14 protein-coding genes and 1 other annotated feature are annotated in these 19,868 nt (G+C 44.3%); of the genes, 4 read left to right on the forward strand and 10 right to left on the reverse strand.

Annotated features, from left to right (window positions below; genetic code table 11):
- Positions 1 to 255: 255 nt before the first annotated feature.
- Positions 256 to 2,244: a diguanylate cyclase gene (locus AC58U0_RS14730; RefSeq protein WP_497379687.1), complete on the reverse strand. Its 1,989-nt coding sequence runs from the start codon at positions 2,242 to 2,244 to the stop codon at positions 256 to 258.
- Between the two features lie 352 nt (positions 2,245 to 2,596).
- Here AC58U0_RS14730 and rpsD point away from each other — a divergent pair, with 352 nt between their 5' ends.
- On the forward strand, positions 2,597 to 3,196 hold the full coding sequence (gene rpsD / locus AC58U0_RS14735; RefSeq protein WP_057302933.1) for a 30S ribosomal protein S4: 600 nt from the start codon (positions 2,597 to 2,599) through the stop codon (positions 3,194 to 3,196).
- 46 nt (positions 3,197 to 3,242) lie between these two features.
- On the opposite strand, the gene tyrS is transcribed toward rpsD, so the two are convergent.
- Positions 3,243 to 4,502 carry a tyrosine--tRNA ligase gene (tyrS, locus tag AC58U0_RS14740; protein ID WP_497379688.1) on the reverse strand — a complete coding sequence of 420 codons (1,260 nt, stop codon included), beginning with the start codon at positions 4,500 to 4,502 and terminating at the stop codon, positions 3,243 to 3,245.
- A gap of 51 nt (positions 4,503 to 4,553) precedes the next feature.
- Positions 4,554 to 4,830 (reverse strand) — a binding site (T-box leader).
- A 129-nt stretch (positions 4,831 to 4,959) separates the two neighbouring features.
- Here tyrS and AC58U0_RS14745 point away from each other — a divergent pair.
- Positions 4,960 to 8,106: a transglycosylase domain-containing protein gene (locus AC58U0_RS14745; RefSeq protein WP_497379689.1), complete on the forward strand. Its 3,147-nt coding sequence runs from the start codon at positions 4,960 to 4,962 to the stop codon at positions 8,104 to 8,106.
- Between the two features lie 117 nt (positions 8,107 to 8,223).
- Here the strand turns inward: AC58U0_RS14745 and acsA are convergent, their stop codons facing one another.
- Entirely contained in the window at positions 8,224 to 9,948 is a 1,725-nt protein-coding gene (acsA, locus tag AC58U0_RS14750; RefSeq protein ID WP_497379691.1) for an acetate--CoA ligase, read from the reverse strand.
- Positions 9,949 to 10,171: 223 nt separating this feature from the next.
- Here acsA and AC58U0_RS14755 point away from each other — a divergent pair, with 223 nt between their 5' ends.
- Together AC58U0_RS14755 and AC58U0_RS14760 are read left to right on the forward strand one after the other, a co-directional pair.
- Positions 10,172 to 10,810, forward strand: a complete 639-nt coding sequence (locus AC58U0_RS14755; RefSeq protein ID WP_497379692.1) for a GNAT family N-acetyltransferase — start codon at positions 10,172 to 10,174, stop codon at positions 10,808 to 10,810.
- Positions 10,811 to 10,877: 67 nt separating this feature from the next.
- Positions 10,878 to 12,062, forward strand: a complete 1,185-nt coding sequence (locus AC58U0_RS14760) for an acetoin utilization protein AcuC (protein ID WP_497379693.1) — start codon at positions 10,878 to 10,880, stop codon at positions 12,060 to 12,062.
- 56 nt (positions 12,063 to 12,118) lie between these two features.
- Here AC58U0_RS14760 and AC58U0_RS14765 read toward each other — a convergent pair whose 3' ends face one another.
- The 7 genes from AC58U0_RS14765 to AC58U0_RS14795 all read right to left on the reverse strand — a co-directional run bounded on the left by AC58U0_RS14765 (position 12,119) and on the right by AC58U0_RS14795 (position 19,712).
- The gene (locus tag AC58U0_RS14765) at positions 12,119 to 12,820 is read right to left on the reverse strand and encodes a 5'-methylthioadenosine/adenosylhomocysteine nucleosidase (protein ID WP_497379694.1); all 702 of its coding nucleotides are present in this window, start codon (positions 12,818 to 12,820) and stop codon (positions 12,119 to 12,121) included.
- 88 nt (positions 12,821 to 12,908) lie between these two features.
- Positions 12,909 to 13,913: a catabolite control protein A gene (gene ccpA / locus AC58U0_RS14770; protein ID WP_057302940.1), complete on the reverse strand. Its 1,005-nt coding sequence runs from the start codon at positions 13,911 to 13,913 to the stop codon at positions 12,909 to 12,911.
- A 180-nt stretch (positions 13,914 to 14,093) separates the two neighbouring features.
- On the reverse strand, positions 14,094 to 14,501 hold the full coding sequence (locus tag AC58U0_RS14775) for a hypothetical protein (RefSeq protein ID WP_029195585.1): 408 nt from the start codon (positions 14,499 to 14,501) through the stop codon (positions 14,094 to 14,096).
- A gap of 124 nt (positions 14,502 to 14,625) precedes the next feature.
- Complete coding sequence (locus AC58U0_RS14780) at positions 14,626 to 15,168, reverse strand: type 1 glutamine amidotransferase domain-containing protein (protein WP_497379695.1); 543 nt, start codon at positions 15,166 to 15,168, stop codon at positions 14,626 to 14,628.
- Position 15,169: 1 nt separating this feature from the next.
- On the reverse strand, positions 15,170 to 16,909 hold the full coding sequence (gene ptsP / locus AC58U0_RS14785; protein ID WP_497379696.1) for a phosphoenolpyruvate--protein phosphotransferase: 1,740 nt from the start codon (positions 16,907 to 16,909) through the stop codon (positions 15,170 to 15,172).
- Positions 16,906 to 18,795: a glucose PTS transporter subunit IIA gene (locus AC58U0_RS14790; RefSeq protein ID WP_497379697.1), complete on the reverse strand. Its 1,890-nt coding sequence runs from the start codon at positions 18,793 to 18,795 to the stop codon at positions 16,906 to 16,908. Before AC58U0_RS14790 ends, ptsP begins: the two co-directional genes overlap by 4 nt.
- 197 nt (positions 18,796 to 18,992) lie before the next feature.
- Entirely contained in the window at positions 18,993 to 19,712 is a 720-nt protein-coding gene (locus AC58U0_RS14795) for a hypothetical protein (protein ID WP_497379698.1), read from the reverse strand.
- Positions 19,713 to 19,868: the final 156 nt, after the last annotated feature.

Raw genomic sequence — 19,868 nt, forward strand, 5'->3', positions numbered from 1 at the left:
TTTCGACCATCCTTCCCTTAGACCAAACCATTGTAACATTTTAGAGATGGTTCAGGAAGAGAAAATTAAAGAGTTATCTAGTTATATAACAGTGAAGCACCCTATCCTATTTCTATCCGTCACATAGTTTACCCTACCTACGGAAATTTATTAGATTTGATAACTTTATTCGACATGATTTGCAAGTTGGGCTGCCATGCTCTTGTAAGTGTTAGAACGAAGCAAAAGCACCTGTCCTTAGACAGGTGCTTTTTACTATCCGATTCGAATTTGGTTGCGACCATTATTTTTGGCTTGATAGAGAGCCATATCAGCACGATAGAACAGTGATTCTACACTAATCTTATCTTCTTCCCAATTCCAATCCGAAACACCACAGGAAACGGTTACTTGCGGATTAGTTTCCTCAAGAACACGAACACGAATACGTTCTGCGATTCGAATCGTTTGAGACTTGGCCACTTGGGGTAAATAGACCGCAAGCTCTTCCCCGCCCCATCTTGCTGCAATATCACTATCCCTAATACTAGTTTTAATAATTTGACTGACCTGAATCAAGATTTTATCGCCCACCTGATGACCGTACGTGTCATTAACCCGTTTGAAATTGTCAATATCAACAACAATGAGTGAGCCGCAGAAGTCCTTCTTTTGCATCGAGTTAGCCTGTTCATCCAAATAATGACGTACATATAGTCCTGTCAAATTGTCTGTAATAACCATTCGTTTTACTTCAGCATGCAGAGAAGCATTCGTCATGGCAAGACCAATATGCCCCGAAAGAACCTGCAGCAATTTGTAGTTATCATAGGAGAAGAAATTTGGCTTGCTATGCACGACTAGAATAACGCCCTCAACTTGTCCATTCACGAGAATCGGAGAACCAATAAGTGATCTGGAGTTGGTTAATTGCATCAGCTTTGACTGGACCTTATCATTGCTCCAATAATCCGAAATAATAATCGGTTCTTTGGAAGTATAGACGACACCAGAAAAGCCTTGATCTACGGTAAAGGTCTCATGAAACATCGCAGGCAAATTAGTCGCTTGTACGATTAAATTCTCACTATTTTTATCCGCTTGCAGAATACAACTGTAATCCGCACCGAAAATACTTAAAATCTCGCTAGATGCTGAGTTAAAGATTTCGTTTAAACGCAAGCTCTGGTTTAACTGCTTGGTGATTTCATTAATAAGTCGAAGCTCGTTAATCATTAAATTGGATTGTTCATACAATTTAGCGTTTTCAAAAGCAGACCCAGCTGTATCAGCAAGCAAAGATATGAATTGCAAGTCCGAAGCGTGAATCAAATCGCTCTTAGACGTCATGTATAAAACACCATAAACACCTTGTTTGCCTGATAATGGAGCTGCTATATGACCTGTACTTGGACCACTGCTCTCGGATGAAGGTTCAAATATCACATGCCCTTCCATAAAAGCACGTGTTCGAATGTCATCCTCCGTACTTTGGAAATTCAAGGGCTTCACTGATAGATTCTTAGAGTCATTATCTTGTGAAAGCAATAAATCTACTTGCATATTGGGGTAAACGCTATGCATGCACTCAATGACTTCGGTCAACACCGAATCGACATCGATTTTGGCATGCAGCTTCTTAGAAGCCTCAAACAAAATATCATGCTTCTTAAACTCAAGTTCCCTATTTAGATGCTGCATAAACAAATGGTCGTACTTACGACGATCCTCTACGCTTTGCACACTGCCTTGGAAGGAAAGGGAAAGTATATAAAATAATTGTGTTAGTTCGTCTGCTTCTTCAAGTGTATGGGAAAATAGTCCCAAGTATAAAATTGGAATCCCTTGTGGATCTAGGACTGGAATCGAAGCCGCCAAAACGGACTTCAGTTCTTTTGCGCTCATAACTTCGCTAGTCATTATATGCATTTTGGGATTTTCAGCACATCGTGCCAACGGATTGTCATTGCGTTCAGCATAGCTCCATGATGCTCCTATCTGCAGCAATTCATCAGTAAGAAGTGTACCATGGGAGCAAGCCTTAATCACTTTCAGATCCGTATCCACGCATAGCAGTGCGGTTTGAGGCGGTAGCATCGCTTGCCCGAATTGGTGATTCCACTCATCAAAAGCATCTACCACTACATGATGACAATTGGATTCCCAATAGGAAAAGTTGCTAGAAAGAACAAGTCCTTGCCGAAGAAACTCTTCGAAGTGTTCTGCACGACTATGTTGTTTCATACTACGAAGTGATTCACTCATAGGCTCTCCTTCACCAACAAACTGTAGTCCTATTGAACCAGGCTAAATCTTACCTCATATATCATACTATTTTTCCGTGCTTATTGCACGATATTTTAGAATCACTTTAAAGGATTGAGACTTGACACATGCCCCTGTTTTTAATAAAATTAGAAGTCGAGTAACAACATGATTTCGGTGAATGCCATTTGTGATCACCCTCACTGCTTTTGCTCCTGCCAAGACAGCGGCTGAACTACTCTTGTCAGGGAATCACAATATGATTCGTAAGCAAAACCAGGCACTTGTCTTCACCCTGACATCTAGATGCTATCTACTAAACTAATTGTTGAAAAGAAGGAGTTTTTCCTAAATGTCACGTTATACAGGACCTAAATTTAAATTAAGCCGTCGTGTTGGTATTTCTTTGAGTGGAAACGGTAAAGACTTGAAACGCCCATTCCCTCCAGGTCAGCATGGCCCAGGACAACGTAAAAAAATGAGCGGCTATGGCGTTCAATTAAATGAAAAACAAAAACTTCGTCACATGTACGGTTTGAACGAGAAGCAATTCCGCAACTTGTTCGATAAAGCTTCCAAACTTAAAGGTATTTCCGGTGAGAACTTCATGATCTTGCTTGAAAGCCGTTTGGACAATCTGGTTTACCGTCTTGGTCTTTCCAACTCCCGCGCAGGTGCGCGTCAACTAGTTGCTCACGGTCACGTAACTGTGAACGGCAAAAAAGTAGATATCGCTTCTTACATCGTATCTACGGGTGACGTTATTGCTCTTCGTGAAAGAAGCAAAGGTCTTTCCGCAGTGAAAGAAGCTCTTGCTAACCGTAACTACCTGCCAACTTACCTTGAGTTCAACGACGCAAGCGTAGAAGGCAAGTACATTCGTTTGCCAGAACGTTCCGAGCTTCCACAAGAAATTGACGAGAAACAAATCGTCGAGTTCTACAGCCGTTAATAAAAGAAAGCCCCTCAGGGATTTCCCTGAGGGGCTTATTTTTTTGTTAAGCAAACTGTACAAGGTAGTAATTCTTTTTACCGCGGCGAATAATAATGTAAGACTCTCCGAGCCTACCCAAATCTCTGGTAACTGCATCGAATTGCGTTACTTTAACGCCATTGACCGTAACAGCTCCACTCTCAATATCTTGACGCGCTTGACGTTTGGATGGCGCAGCTCCTACAGAAATCAGCAAATCAACCAACGCAATGTCGTCTTGATCTATGATTGCTGATGGAACATCCTTAAACGCTTCTTCAATCTCCGTACGAGAAAGCTCCTGAATATTGCCACTGAATAAAGCTGTTGTAATGTTAAGAGCACTTTCTAACGCTTCTACACCGTGTACAAGCTTCGTAACTTCGCGAGCAAGTAATTTCTGAGCCTCTCTCTTCTCTGGCTGAGCCTGTACTTCTTCCTCAAGACGTTGAATTTCCTCATGAGAAACGAAAGTAAAATACTTTAGAAAACGGATGACATCATTGTCGGCTGTGCCCAACCAGAATTGGTAGAACTGGTAAGGAGACGTTTTGCTAGCATCCAACCAAATAGCTCCGCCCTCTGTCTTTCCGAACTTTTGACCATCACTCTTTGTCACAAGCGGCAAGGTTACCCCGTAAGCACGTTTATCTGAGGATTTACCGATAAGCTCAAGACCAGCCGTAATATTACCCCATTGGTCACTTCCACCAATTTGCACAGAGCAATTTTTCGTTTCATTGAGCTTCAGGAAATCGTAAGATTGCAGAATCATATAGCTGAACTCTGTGAAAGAAATCCCTTTGGAGATACGAGAATCAACAGAATCCTTTGCCAACATGTAATTGACGGTAAAGTTTTTGCCTACATCACGAAGGAATTCGATGACGTTCAGCGATCCAAGCCAATCGTAATTGTTGACAAGCTCTGCACTATTTTCAATTTCAGTGGAGAAGTCAAGAAAGCGTGATAACTGATTTTTGATGCTTTGTGACCAAGCCTCGACAACTTCAGGTCCGTTAAGCGTGCGCTCATTGGCTTTTCCGCTAGGATCACCAATTAGACCTGTTCCCCCGCCAACAAGTGCCAATGGAATGTGACCTGCGAGCTGAAAGCGTCTCAGCGTTAGAATGGGCAGCAAGCTGCCGATATGCAAGCTGTCCGCAGTCGGGTCAAAGCCGCAATAAAGCGTAACACGCTCCTCGTTAAGCTTTTTGTCCAAGCCCTCTCGATCCGTGATCTGATGAAGCAGACCGCGAAACTCCAAATCCTTCAAAATATCCATGTTCATCCATCTCCTTTTTCCTTAAACATACAAAAAAAGCCTTCTTATCCACAAAGGGACGAGAAGACTTGACTCGCGGTACCACCCTAATTAAAACAGTAGTTACGTACATCTATAACAAGTGTTATGTGCACGGCTAGCTATTTTCACTCAAGAACCTTTAACGGGGTTTAATCGGCAAATACTACTTGTGCAGCGAAGTTGCTGCAGGTTCCCATTCACTGCTCAAGACCGTAATTCACTAACCTGCAGGTACCGGTTCGCACCATCCACCGGCTCTCTGAGAGCATCCACAAGCTACCTACTGCTGATCTTTCAACGCATTTAATAGAAATTTATCACATGTTTCTAGGTGTTGTCAAACCATGTCGGCATCGTTTCTTCGCTTCATCATTACCGCAAAAGGTGCCAGTTATGGTATACTATTAGGGTTCATGTAAGGAGGATATTGGAACTTATGCGCAATTTTTTCGCTAAATGGAATCGCCCTTGGGTGAGGACTACATTCAAAGTAACTTGGATTACCTTAAAATGGACCATCATTAGTGCTTTTTTGGCGGGAATCGTCGGTGGATCCGCGGCATTTGGGTATGTAAGTGCCTTAGTCAAAAAAGATCCTGTACGCACCGAAGAATCCATACGTCAGCAGATGCAGGAAAATGCAGTCACAGGCTTCGCTTACTTCAATGACGATACCGTCATAGGGCAATTGCGAACTGAAGAAGACCGTCGTCTCGCTCAACTAGATGACATTCCGCAACTTCTGTTAGACGCTGTCCTTGCCATTGAAGACAAAGACTTCTACAACCATCGCGGGATCGATATCCGCGGACTTTATCGCGCAGTCACACAGAAGCTGCTGAACGAGGAAGTTCAAACAGGCGGCAGTACGATTACGCAACAGCTTGCCAGAAGGGTATTTCTTACACTAGACCGCGATGATGGCCGTAAAGCAAGAGAGCTGCTGCTCGCGCTGCGGATGGAACGCCTAATGTCCAAGGATGAAATTTTGCTCGCTTATTTGAACAAAATTCCTTATGGCAATGGCGCGACAGGCTATAATCTTTATGGAATTAAAGCAGCTGCCAAAGGCCTCTTCAACATCGACGATCTGGATAAGTTAAACGTTGCTCAAGCCGCTTATTTAGCAGGTCTGCCGCAATCCCCATCGCAGTACTCTGCTTTCACGAGTAAGCCCGAATTTGATGAAGATGGGTTCAAAAAAGCGGTTACACGTGAACAATTAGTTCTCAAACGGATGTTAGAAGAAAAGAAAATTACGAACGAACAGTACCAAGAAGCACTTAAGTTTGATCTCAAAGCTTCCATGCCCGCTGCAGCTCAGAAGGCTTATACAACCTATCCTTACCTAATGATTGAAACAGAAAAAGAAGCAGCGGAAATTTTGTTAAAGATCCAGAAGCCTGATCTTGATCCTAAGAAAAATCAGGCTGCATATAACGAAGCGTTAAAAGGCATACATACTCAGCTCTTACGTGGTGGATATCAAATCTATACAACCATAGATAAGACGATTTATGATTCCATGCATGAAATATCGAGCAACGATAAAAACTTCGCCCCTACGGATGATAAAAAAGGCATGGAACAAGTTGGCGCCATCATGATCGATTCCAAATCCGGAGCTATTAAAGGGATGATTGAGGGCCGCAATTTCTTCGAAGAGCAGCTCAATCACGCCACACAAGCATTCAGACAGCCTGGATCAACCATGAAGCCAATTGCCGCTTATATACCAGCTTTAGAGAAAGGGGCCATTCAACCAGCTAGTATCGTTGATGATATCCCTATTATTCTAAAAGACGGTGTCAAAGGCTTTCATCTTCCAGAAAACTGGGATCACAAGTTTCATGGATTAATGACAGCAAGAAAAGCTCTAAACCAGTCTTACAACATCCCTGCCATCGATATATTTTTGAATAAAGTAGGAATTAATGACTCCTGGGATTTTGCAAAAAAACTCGGTATTACGTCCATTCAAAAAGAAGATTATTATGCGCAGACCGGTGTAATCGGCGGTTTAAGCAAGGGAACTTCCGTGAGAGAACTGACTGGCGCTTATGCTTCTATTCCGAATAAAGGCGTATTTAATGATACGTTTATGATTCGAGAAATCAAAGATTCGAATGGCAAAACGATTTATACACATGATCTGAAGCCAACCCCTGTCTACTCACCACAAAGCGCGTATCTGATTACAGATATGATGAAAACGGTGATTAGCCAAGGTACAGCGACAGATTTGATGAAAAACTATAAATCATACGGCAAAATTGAGATTTCAGGCAAAACAGGCTCTACGCAGGATGATGCTGATGCTTGGTTTATGGGCTTTACCCCAGATATTACGGTTGGCGTATGGATCGGCTATGATCAACCGATTAATAAATTATCATCGTCGACGAAATCATCGCAAACGCATCAAACCTATCACGCCAAAGATATTTGGGCACTCATCATGAACCGAACGATCGAACAAAAACCGGAGCTATTCCCTACCAAAACTTTTGCCAAACCGGATGGAATTGTCTCGGCAACCGTATCCAGCTTATCAGGCAAGCTGCCGAGTGAATTAACATCCAAGTCAGATCTTCTAGTTACTGATCTTTTCAACAAAAAATATGTACCTACGGAAGTCGACAATGTGATGGTACGGATGAAAATCAGCTCATTTAACGGACTGAATTACATGGCGCAAGACAATACGCCTGCAGATTTCGTGCAAGAGAAAACCGTCATTAAAAGGCAAAAATCGATCAGTCAATTGCTCAAAGAAATCGAAGTAGCGATGAGTAAACTTCCTGAAAAAAGCCGTAAGCCGATCGATAATTATAAGCCTACAGATTATGACGATGATGCGCCATCCGAAGTTGACCCTCGGGTTGATGACGGTAAAGAGCCTGCGGCACCAACGAACGTTGTAACAACCAAGTCCGGTGACACGGCAACGATTGCCTTCCAGGCAAGTCCGAATCCCGATATCGTCGGCTATCGCATATATCGTTCCGATAACCGCGGCAAATTCCAGCTCATGGGCGGCAAAGTTGTCTTAGCAGGAGCTGAGACCAAATTTATTGATCAAATCCCTGGGTCTAGCTTAATCGGTTATTATGTGACAGCAGTTGATGTGGCGGGGAAAGAATCGGTACCTAGCCGTTCCTCCTATACAGATGGTAGCTCGCTAGATTCATTGTTCGTACCCTCTGTCGATGGCAATCAAATTCCAGGAACTACTAACCCTCCAACAGGCTCCAATGGTGGAATCGGTGAACCCATTGGAACCGACAAACCTAACAATGGAAGCACAAAGGACCTGCCTGCCGCACCAACCGGTATTAAAGCCAAAGCTGATGGCGCAGGTGTGATGTTAACCTGGAAAGCCAATGCGTCCAAGGATAAAGTAAAACAGTATAATGTTTATTTTAGTGACAAAGAAAAAGGAACGTTTAAGAAGCTTGGTTCTGTTGATGAAGCAACCGAATTTCATTATTACGCAGCAGCTTACAACGGTTATTACAAAGTAACTGCTGTCAACGATGTGGGCGAATCTAAGCCATCGGCTGCTATCGCCTATAATAACTAAATCACTGCTTAGAAAGACCCGGGTACCCGGGTCTTTTTTAATTTCAAAAAGCTTCTATGTACGCAATAAAAAACCTTCCTCACACCATAGATCTGGTGCAAAGAAGGCTTGAATGCCTTAGTCTTCAATCGTCGATAAGTCGCCTGTCGGCAAATTGAGCTCCCAAGCTTTAAGAACACGGCGCATAATTTTACCACTGCGTGTCTTAGGAAGCTTGTCTTTAAATTCAATTTCACGAGGAGCTGCGTGGGCAGAAAGCCCTTCTTTAACAAATTTGGAAATGTCCGCTTTGAGCTCATCAGATGGTGTGAAGCCTTCACGCAGGGCGATAAACGCTTTAATGATCTCTCCACGCATCGGGTCAGGCTTACCAATAACTCCAGCCTCTGCAACCGCAGGATGCTCAACGAGCTTGCTCTCCACCTCGAAAGGACCTACCCTCTCGCCTGCTGTGTTAATCACATCATCCACACGGCCTTGGAACCAGAAGTACCCCTCTTCATCCTGATAGGCCGAGTCACCGGAAACGTACCAGCCTGTCAAACGGAAATATTCTTCGTATTTAGATGGATTATTCCATATCTTACGCATCATCGAAGGCCATGGCGTTTTGATAGCTAGGTTCCCCATCCGATTAGGAGGCAGAATGTTCCCTGCATCATCAATAATAGCCGCTTCGACACCCGGAATTGGCCGCCCCATTGAACCAGGCTTAATTGTCATGGATGGATAGTTACAGATGAGTTGTCCACCTGTTTCTGTCATCCACCAAGTGTCATGTATACGTTGGTTATAAACTTTTAGCCCCCAACGTACAACTTCGGGATTTAACGGTTCGCCTACGCTAAGTACGTGACGAAGCGAGGACAGATCAAACCCAGTAACAACATCATCACCAGCACCCATCAACATACGGAAAGCAGTTGGCGCACTGTACCAAACGGTTACTTTATATTTCTGAAGCGTATTATACCAATCTTGGGGACTGAAGCGTCCGCCGCGAATGACATTCGTTGCCCCATTTAACCATGGAGCAAAGATCCCATAGGAAGTTCCCGTTACCCAACCTGGATCCGCTGTACACCAGTAAATATCGTCCTCTTGAAGATCTAATACAATCTTACCTGTATAATAATGTTGAAGCATGGCATTTTGAACGTGATAGACACCCTTTGGTTTACCCGTTGAGCCCGACGTATAATGGATAATTAATCCATCCTCACGATCCAGCCACTCGATGTCAAGTTCTGTTGAAGCGTTTTCCATCTCTTTGTAGAAATCAACCTGTCCCTCAGCTAGCTCCACATTTTCGCCAACGAGAATGACGTGCTTCAAATGTGGCAGTTCATTATAAGGAACACGCGATAGTAAACTTGGTGTCGTAATAATCGCTACGGCTTCACTATCTTCCAAGCGGTCTCTGACAGCTGTTTCCATGAAAGCCTCAAATAATGGCCCAACAACAGCACCTACTTTGAGAGTTCCAAGTAAGGAATAGTAAAGTTCCGGCGTACGTGGCATGAAAATAAAGACGCGCTCGCCTTTACCAACGCCAAGACCTCGAAGCACATTACCAAACTGATTAGATTTCGCTTTCATTTGTCCATAAGTGATTGCTTCTTCTCGCTGACTATCGCTGTAATAAAGTGCGATTTTATCCTTTTTGGATGAGTCAGCATGACGGTCAATCGCTTCATATGCCATGTTAACTTTACCTGTTTCATACCAGGAAAAGCTTTTCTCGATGTCTTTCCAGTCAAATGCCGCATGTGTTTCTTCATAATTCTTCATGTTAGGATTAGTGGATACAGCTTCAATGAGTTCAACTTTCATTTGATCCATGTACGTAAAACCCTCCTCACGTGGTAAACCGCTTTCATTTTACTGACGATTTCAAGCAAAATGTGATCGATTTTTGACATATTCTATTATATCATACTAGGAAATATTCGCCTACGTTAAAAATTCGTCTTTTAATTCAAACTAAAGTTTGGTATAAGAATACTATGACCTACCGGAAAAGGAAACGTTCATCATGCTTTTTTTCAAAAGGAGAGCTAAGGTTATGCAGCATATCAAAATATACCACTCACACAGCTTGCGCGCAGCTCCCAATCAACCTGAAATTATCATAGAAGGCCCTGTTTCAGCAGAAACCTTGCAGGAGCTTATTATGCATACCAAATTAGATGCGTTCCGCAGACCCAAGGAGCAGTTAGAAGCACTAGTTGAAATCGCACAATTACCTGAAGGACGTATCATCATTGCCAGAGACGGCTCTACCATTGTAGGCTATGTCACCTTTCACTATCCAGATGAGATTGAGCGTTGGTCACAGGGGCATATGCAGGACTTAATTGAACTGGGCGCCATAGAAGTTGCAGACGACTACCGATCCATTGGATTAGGGAAAAAGATGATTCGACTCGCTTTCGAAGATGAGCAGATGGAGAATATCATCTGTTTCACCACGGAGTATTATTGGCATTGGGACTTGGAAACAAGCAAATTAACAGTCTGGGAATACCGTCAAATGATGGAGAAGCTAATGAAAAGCGTCGACATGATCTGGTTCGCTACGGACGACCCAGAAATCTGCTCACATCCAGCCAACTGTCTTATGGTAAGAATCGGCAAAAAGGTGCCGATCTCTTCCGTTGAACAGTTTGATCGCATTCGTTTTCAGCAGCGTTTCATGTATTAATTTCTAAGTAATCGCGGGATTTCTAGGGCTTCAAGCGAAATGTTAGTCCATTCGGGGGAATAGGGATATGAACAAGAAGGCAAGTCCTGTCTTTATCTATGATGATCAAGAAATTCAATATAAATTTAATGAAAATCACCCGTTCAATCAAGATCGTCTTACGATGACGGTGGATCTGCTGCGAAAAGCCGGCGCGCTCCCTGATAGCGCGCTTCGGGCTCCTCGTTCCGCGACAGATAGCGAACTGCTGCGGGTTCATTCACCCGCTTACATCGAAGCTGTGAAAGCGCTTAGCTGTTCCGTGCCGGATGCCGCCTGGGTCCGAGAAGCAACGCGCTTCGGACTGGACACCGATGACACGCCTTACTTCGCCGGGATGCACGATACTACGGCGAAGGTCGTAGGCGGCTCCATCACCGCAGTCGAGTTGGTGATGTCCGGTAAGGCTCCGCACGCCCTTCACCTGGGCGGCGGATTGCACCACGCCCTGCAAAGCAAGGGCGCAGGCTTCTGCGTCTACAACGACGCGTCAGCGGCGATTGCGCACGCCAAAGAGATGTACGGCGCAAAAGTGCTGTACATCGACACAGATGTGCATCATGGTGATGGCGTACAGTGGGGCTTCTACGCCGATCCTCAGGTATGCACACTTTCGATCCACGAGACGGGGAAATATTTATTCCCCGGCACGGGCGCCGTGAACGAACGCGGCGAAGGCGACGCGTTCGGCACGAACATTAACATGCCGGTGGAGCCCTACACCGAAGATGAGTCGTGGCTGGAGTGCTTCAGCGAGGTGCTCACCGAGACGATTCGAAGCTTCCAGCCAGACGTCATTATCTCGCAGCATGGGTGCGACGCCCATGCTTTCGACCCGCTCGCGCATGTCCATTGCTCCATGCGCGTGTACAAGGCTATGCCCGAGCTAATCCACTCCCTTGCGCACAAGTGGTGCGAAGGGCGCTGGATAGCGCTCGGGGGCGGCGGGTACGACATCTGGCGTGTCGTACCGCGGGCTTGGAGCCTGCTCTGGCTCGTCATGAGCGAGCAGGCAATCCTAGATCAGCTGGAGGCGCAGCCCCAGCTGAAGCTGCCTCAGGCGTGGCTAGACGCCTGGCAGAGCAAGAGCCCGGTCCAGCTGGTGGATACGTGGCTGGACCCTGTGGAGGCTTGGGCGCCAATTCCAAGGCGCCAAGCGATTGCCGAGAAGAACCGGCAAACGAAAGAACTCGCCATGATGTATTTGAAGTAAAAATAAAAGCTCAGAACCGCCATTTCGGCGAAATTCTGAGCTTTTTTTATTCTTGCTTATAGATGTTTCACGATATCCTCAACCATTTTATACGAATTCTCAGATGCCTGGACTGTAAACTCAGCAAAGTTAACATGAGCTGACCCATCTGCTTTATCAGACATCGATCGCAGCACGACATATGGAGTGGCATTCATCGAGCAAACTTGAGCAACCGAAGCCCCTTCCATTTCAACACACACGCCGCCAAGCTCATCATACAGGCTAGCAACAGCTTCCCTGCTTGCAATAAACTGGTCCCCAGAGAGTACTCTCCCCTTTTTGACCTTGCCTGCAAACAGTTTTTCACCCGAAGCTACAGCCAACTCAACAAGCTTGCTATCCGCTTCGAAGATGGATTTCGCTTCATAAGGGATGACGCCGCGAGGAAATCCAAGTGGTGTAACATCCATATCATGCTGCATGCATTCACTCGATATCACGAGATCCCCGATATTCAGCGCTGGATCTAATGCTCCCGCTACTCCTGTAAAAATAACGGCTTCGACACCGAAGTTATCAATTAAAATTTGGGTTGTCACCGCCGCATTCACTTTCCCTACACCTGTCCGGCACACGACAACTTCCTTGTCAAAATACGTACCTTCACGAAACGTAATGCCAGCTTTGATCGTTTCACGCACATCCGTCATATGCGAAACTAGAAGCTCTATTTCTTCATTCATCGCTCCGATTAGAGCAATTTTATTCCATGTCATTTCATTATCCTCTTTCCCTTATCAACATGAGAAAACCTCTACGGAGATCACTCCCAAAGGAATGACCTCGCTTAGAGGTTTGTTTTGATTAAGATTGTGTAACGGAATTGCGGTAAATAACTTCGTGCGGCAGGATAACCTGCATATGATCCGTTGACTCTTTATTCATCAACTTCGTTAGAAGACGCATCGACACGGCGCCGATATCATACATCGGTTGGGCTACTGTCGTTAAAGTCGGTCTAACCATGGAAGCCATGCGGATATTGTCCACACTAATGACGGCGATATCTTGCGGTACTCTGAGTCCATTGTCTTGAATCGTATGAATGGCGCCAATCGCCATCTCGTCTGTAGCGGAGAAGATCGCTGTTGGTCTTGGTGAAAGCTCCAAGAAATAGTTCACAGCGTCTACACTTGACTCATAACGATAGTTCCCAATGCGAACATATTCATCACGCAGTGGAATACCTGCTTCATCCAATGCTTTTTTGTAACCTTGATAACGCGCAAATCCATTCGCTGGATCATGCAGCGTTCCGGATATCATCGCAATGTCACGATGACCGGCTTTAATAAGTACATTTACAGCATCGAAAGCAGCTTCCTCGTGATCGATATCAACGGATGCCATCGCTTGGTTCTCATCCTTCGTGCCGCATAAAACGACAGGTACGGAAGACGTACGGAATGCCTGTGTATGTTCCTCTGTTACTACGCCACCCATGAAGAGCAATCCATCAACCTGCTTCTCAAGCAAGGTGTTAATAACACGAATTTCTTTTTCTTTCTTCTTGTCCGCATTACACAAAATGATGTTGTAATGGTACATATTGGCAATATCCTCAATCCCACGTGCTACTTCAGCAAAAATGGAATTGGAAATATCGGGAATGACAACACCAACTGTCGTTGTCTTCTTACTAGCTAAACCCCTCGCTACCGCATTAGGGCGGTAACCGAGCCGCTCAATGGCTTCAAAAACCTTCTTACGTGTTTGTGGCTTAACGTTAGGATTGTTGTTTACAACCCTAGAAACGGTTGCCATCGAAACTCCTGCTTCTCTTGCTACATCATAAATGGTTACGGTCACGGTTACTCTCTCCATTTTCAAAAGTATTCTGCGATCCTAGTATATTATCGTTATGATACGACAAATTAATCCATCTTGCAATGTATATTGAAAATGCTTTGAAAATAATTTCAATGTTTTTCAAAAGATGTACACATTATGTATAAAAGCCAACCCCCATTGGGATTGGCCACATACTGCTTATGTCGATATTGCACTCTGTGTGATTTGTGATAACCGCTTGCGAATTTCTTCGGTCCATGGTTCATCACCCAGCGATTGTGCCAGCAATAAGATGTCCAAAAGTTCATTGATTCGTTCTTCAACGATCTTTTCCATGGAATCATTCATATGCTCTTTTTCAGTCACCTTCAGCAGCAGAAAAGCAACTTCCGAAAGTTCATGAAAAAAGAGCTGCTGCTTCTCAGGCTTACTCCCCAGCCTACCGATTAAACCGGTAAGTTCGGGTTTGACATGAGGAACAACTTCACTGCGACCACATGCTTCACATGAGTAAATAGGCACATTTTCAATGTCGACTTTGTTCTGATAAATAACCGTACGAAGACGAAGGTTCATCGTGCGTCCGCACTTACAATACTTTTGCATTCTAACACTCCTTCACTGGCGGGCGGCATGTACATGAGTTGCTTGTACTATGATATTCTACGATTTTAATCGATTTCCTGCCGAATGAAGAGTAGTAGTTTTTGCCACCTATGGTAGTTGAATGTTACTTTTCCTGTTCTTTATTAAATTGAATAAGCTCATCCACAAAACGCTTGGAAAATGCAGGAAGATCTGGCGGGCGACGCCCCGAAATGATGTTGCGATCAACAACTACTTCTTCGTCCAACCAAGTTGCTCCCGCATTTTCAAGATCATCTCGAATGCCTGGCGTAGACGTCATCGTGTACCCCTTTACGATTTTCGCCGAAATCAGCACCCAACCTGCATGACAGATTTGAGCAATCGGTTTAACTGCCGCGTGAAACTCCTGCGTTAGACGAATCACGTCCGGATAACGACGAAGCTTATCAGGCGCCCATCCTCCTGGAACATAAAGGCCGATGTAATCGGAAGACTTTACTTCATCGAAGGCATAGTCTGTCGTAATGGGTACGCCATATTTACCGTGATACACTGTTTTTGCCTTTGGACCGACAATATCCACAATGACCCCGGATTCACGCAACCGTAGAACGGGATACCACATTTCCAAGTCTTCAAATTCTTCATCAACAAATGCTAATACTTTCGTTCCTGTCAATTCCATGCTAATTTCCTCCTACAATGGATTCTGTTTGTTCGGTTTGAGCAAGCAGTTCTATGATCTCGTCACTTGTTTTACAAACTAAAATTTCATTGACTAGCTGTTTGCATTTCTTAGCGTCACTGCTTAGTAATCGGTGTTTAACTTGTAATAGTGTCTGCACCGAAATACTTAGTTCTTCTATTCCCAATCCTAGCCATATCGGAAGCGCTCGGATGTCACCCGCCATTTCACCACAAACGCCTACGGGAATTCCTACACTTTTGGCCGAGTCGATCACATGTTTGAGTAGCCTAATAACTGCCGGATGATAGGGATTATATAAATGCGCGATGTTTTCATTCATCCTGTCCACAGCTAAAACATATTGAACAAGATCGTTCGTTCCAATGCTCATAAAATTCACTTCACTTGCAAGGACATCCGCGATGAGAGCTGCGGCGGGTACTTCAATCGTTAATCCAACTTCGATATTTGCATTATATGGCAAGCCTTGTGCTTGTAATTCGGCCTTGGCCTTCTCGAGCAGAGCTTTAGCCTGACGCACCTCATCCAAGGAAGTAACCATAGGATACATAATTTTCACGTTACCGTAGTGGCTGGCCCTTAGAATCGCTCTAAGCTGTGTCATAAATAGGTCTTTACGGTCCAGCGAGATACGAATCGCCCGATACCCCAGAAATGGATTATCTTCTTTTGCAAGCGGCAAATAATCGAGCTTTTTATCTCCGCCAATATCGAGCGTTCGGATTACAATGGGACGGCCTTTCAGCTGCCTGGCTGCGTGACGATAAACTTCATACTGTTCGTCTTCGCTGGGCAGCGAATCGCGGTCCATGTAAAGATATTCCGTCCGGAACAAACCTACCCCAGAAGCCCCGTTACGTAAAACCTGATCGATCTCCAACACGGAATTGATATTGGCATGTAAATTCACATAGCTCTTGTCCAACGTCACCGGGGCAACGTCAGCTATCTCTTGCAAGCTTTCTTTGAACTCGAGCCAATTCTTTTTGCGTGCTTGATACCGCTCAATTGTTATTTTATCAGGATTGATGTATAAGGTACCCTCTTGTCCATCGATAATCAGGAAATCGCCATTTTGAATGGGTCGCAGAAGCTTCCCTTCCAAACCAAGCACATACGGTACGGACATTGCTCTTGCCATAATGGATACGTGCGAATGCGTGCCACCGAGAATCGTTAACAGACCAAGCACATTAGCCGGCTCCAAGTGAGCCAATTGAGATGGCGTTAGCTCTTTGGCGACCAATATGTAAGGATGATCGATCGGTGGTACCGTTGAGCTTGTATCGCCAAGCAAGTGCTTCAGAAGCCGGTTTCCGACATCTTTAATATCAAGCGCTCGTTCCTTCATATATTCGTCGTCAATGAGATTAAACATATCGACAAATTTATCGATAACTTCTTTTACAGCAACTTCTGCCGCCTTGTACTGCAGCTCAATAATCCCTTGAATTTCGTTCATAAAAATGGGATCTTCCAAAATCGCCAAATGTGCATCAAAAATATAGGCTTGATCTTGTCCAACAACATCCTTAATCTCTTGCTTAATGATCTCAAGCTCGTCTTTGGAAGATCGAATACCATCATACAAACGTTCAAATTCATATGACAAATCGGTGACATCAATCATTTTCTCAGGAAAATCCCACTCCCAGGTAGGTATGACAAAAGCCTGACCCATCGCAATCCCTGAAGACGCTCCTATTCCTCTGATCATCCATTCGTCCCCCCCGTTTGTTTAGTAGGCTTTAGGACAACCGACATCACAGAACCTTGGCCTTTTTTGACAGCTTTAAATGGAGCAAAGCTCCAAGATTTAACAAGATCGGGATTTGTAATAATCATCGGTGTCGCCATCGATGAGGCGAATTTTTTAACTTTATTATAGTTAAACTTAACAAGCAGTTGCCCCGGTTCCACGTGATCTCCTTCTTTTACAACCGCATTAAAACATTTGCCCGGCAAACTAGACGTATCAATGCCAATGTGCAGCAGGACCTCCAAACCTTCCTCGGTCAAGATGCCAAGGGCATGCATGGTCGGATAAATGTGCATAATGGTCCCCGCAACAGGAGAAACCAGTTCTCCCTTCTCGGGAATAAAAGCAACGCCGTTTCCAACCAAACGCGAAGCAAAGATACGATCTGGCACTTCTTCAATCGGGATCATGCGTCCTTGCATTGGCGAAGTAAATAACACGACATGAATATCCTTGCGTAATACTTTCATAATCTCTTCACGAATTAGCTCTGAGAATGTTCCGAACACGACCTGAACATTGCCTCCTCCAAGACGGATGACGCCTGCTGCTCCTAAGTGTCGTAATGCCGTGATGTCCATCAAACGATCATTGACAAGTGTAAGACGCAATCTGGTAATGCAGGCTTCAATCTTCTTAATATTGTCTTTCCCACCGAGTGCTTGCAAAATAAGTGGAGATCGATATGGAATATCGCCAGCCCACTCTTCGAGTGAGGAGCCTTCTTCTCTACCAGGCGTAGGAATCTGAAACCGCCGTATAGCCCAGCGGAACAAGAAATAATAGAGAAGTCCATAAACGATACCGATCGGTATGAGCAATAAACCGTTATGCGATAGGTGCAAATTAATGACATAGTCGATGGCCCCGGCTGAATAAGAAAAACCGTGTTGAATATTTAATTCATAAGCCAACCACATGGCCGCTCCAGACAAAATCGCATGAATAACAAATAAATATGGAGCTACAAAAAGAAAGGCAAATTCAATAGGCTCAGTAACGCCAGTTAAAAAAGAAGCTAGCGCTGCAGTCAAGAATGTCGCCTTAATCTTCGGCTTCAAATCTTCCCGCGCTTCCCCAATTATCGCAAATGCGATTGCTGGGAGGGCAAACATCATAATGGGATATAATCCGGCCATATACATACCTGCTGTCGGATCTCCGGCAAAATACCTAGGTAAATCCCCATAAGCCATATGTCCCGTTGGCGTCTGATAAGCACCTACTTGAAACCAGAAAAAGTTATTCAAAATATGATGCAAACCCGACGGTACGAGAAGACGATGCGCGATACCATAGATAAAGGCACCTACACCGCCCAATCCAAGCAGCCAATTGGAGAGCTTGCCCATCCCCATTTCTAAGTAGGGTCCAATAACGATCATAATATAAGACACTACAAGCGTGGACAGTCCCATAATAAGCGGAACTATGCGGGGGCCACCGAAAAATTGTATGTATTCCGGGAGTTTAATCTCTTTACAGCGATGGTAAATAATAGCAGCCAGTAATCCGATTAATATCCCACCTGGTACACCCAGTTGAAATTGAGTCCCCAGCTCATGTTCAATTAGTCTCGTGAACATAAAATAGCCCAGCATGGCTGATAAACCAGCAATCCCTGCGCTTTCTGTAAGACCAAGCGCCACACCAACAGCGAATATGATTGGAATATAATCGAAGACCGTATTCCCAGCCAACAGCAGCATATCCCCTAAGCTAGATGCGTGAATGACATCCCAAGGTAGATCCCCTAGACGAAGCAACACAGCAGCGATAGGAAGCGCAATGGTAGGCAGCATTAATGAGCGGCCAAGCTGTTGTAAGTTCCCCATCCAGTTCAAACGTATGCTACCTCCTAAAAGTTTTGCTTTAGCAAAACAGACATCGTAAGCATAAGCTTAGCGTTTTCGCAGAAAACTTGCATCGTAAGATAAGCTCTCTTTTATTAAATCGTAAAGCTTGTTAGTCTGTTTGTCAAAATAAAATAAGCAGGTCGGCGTTCGACCTGCTCGTAAACTCATTCGAAACGGTCCCCCTATTAAAACGAGGGATTGGATCCGAATTGTTGCCCCATACCTGAAGTATTAAATCCGGTATTAAAAGATTGAAGCGATTGTTGTGGCATGTTTTGCTGCATGCTTTGCTGTGATCCATAGCCACTTTGGAAGGATTGCTGAGAAGGTGTCGAGGAATCACCACGCTTATACGCATCATGCCCAGGTTGATTTCCACGATAGTTCGCCATGTGAAAAGCGTTTGGAGAAACATTAGCTTGTGCAAAAGGTTGTTGATTCATCTGTACCGAGCTGCTGAACTGACTAGGAATAAACGGTTGTTGTTGGGGAACGGCATAACCAAATTGCTGAGATTCGTTAGAAGCAAATTGGTTGTTCATTGGGATATAGGAGGAATATCCGCTTTGGAAGCTTGATTGTTGCTGTTGAGCAGGCGTTGAAGAATCGCTGCGTTTGTAAGCATCATGGCCTGGTTGATTTCCGCGATAATTCGCAGTGTGAAAAGACTCTGGAGAAGTTGCTTGAGATACTTGAGAATTCATTTGGTTGAATCCTTGGTTGATTCCTTGATTGTATCCCTGGTTAGTTTGACCAGCGTTAGATTGATTATAGAAAGATTGTACAGCCCCAATCGGTTGGTACTGTTTTTGGTAACCTTGGTATTGCGAATTATTCCCCTGAAAACCTTGTGAAGATTGATAACCTTGGGAAGCATTCCCAAAGCTGTTGTTATTGTTGTACATGTGTAAATCCTCCTCAGACTCTCATTATTTTTGGACACCTTTTTTGGGGCCTTTTTTATTCTCTCCGCTTGTTGATTTTTTATTTATGGAAGCCATTGGGATGTTCCTTAGAAAATTGACTATCAATTATCGGCTATGCCATAATTCTTTTGTATC

This window comes from Paenibacillus sp. J31P190 (assembly GCF_059692075.1).

Coding starts and splice junctions, on each gene's coding strand:
- rpsD (WP_057302933.1), top strand. CDS start 2,597: ATGTCACGTTATACAGGACCTAAATTTAAATTAAGCCGTCGTGTTGGT.
- AC58U0_RS14775 (WP_029195585.1), bottom strand. CDS start 14,501: ATGCAAAAGTATTGTAAGTGCGGACGCACGATGAACCTTCGTCTTCGT.
- ptsP (WP_497379696.1), bottom strand. CDS start 16,909: ATGATCAGAGGAATAGGAGCGTCTTCAGGGATTGCGATGGGTCAGGCT.
- AC58U0_RS14760 (WP_497379693.1), top strand. CDS start 10,878: ATGAACAAGAAGGCAAGTCCTGTCTTTATCTATGATGATCAAGAAATT.
- acsA (WP_497379691.1), bottom strand. CDS start 9,948: ATGGATCAAATGAAAGTTGAACTCATTGAAGCTGTATCCACTAATCCT.
- AC58U0_RS14795 (WP_497379698.1), bottom strand. CDS start 19,712: ATGTACAACAATAACAACAGCTTTGGGAATGCTTCCCAAGGTTATCAA.
- AC58U0_RS14780 (WP_497379695.1), bottom strand. CDS start 15,168: ATGGAATTGACAGGAACGAAAGTATTAGCATTTGTTGATGAAGAATTT.
- AC58U0_RS14730 (WP_497379687.1), bottom strand. CDS start 2,244: ATGAGTGAATCACTTCGTAGTATGAAACAACATAGTCGTGCAGAACAC.
- AC58U0_RS14755 (WP_497379692.1), top strand. CDS start 10,172: ATGCAGCATATCAAAATATACCACTCACACAGCTTGCGCGCAGCTCCC.
- tyrS (WP_497379688.1), bottom strand. CDS start 4,502: ATGGATATTTTGAAGGATTTGGAGTTTCGCGGTCTGCTTCATCAGATC.
- AC58U0_RS14765 (WP_497379694.1), bottom strand. CDS start 12,820: ATGACATGGAATAAAATTGCTCTAATCGGAGCGATGAATGAAGAAATA.
- AC58U0_RS14745 (WP_497379689.1), top strand. CDS start 4,960: ATGCGCAATTTTTTCGCTAAATGGAATCGCCCTTGGGTGAGGACTACA.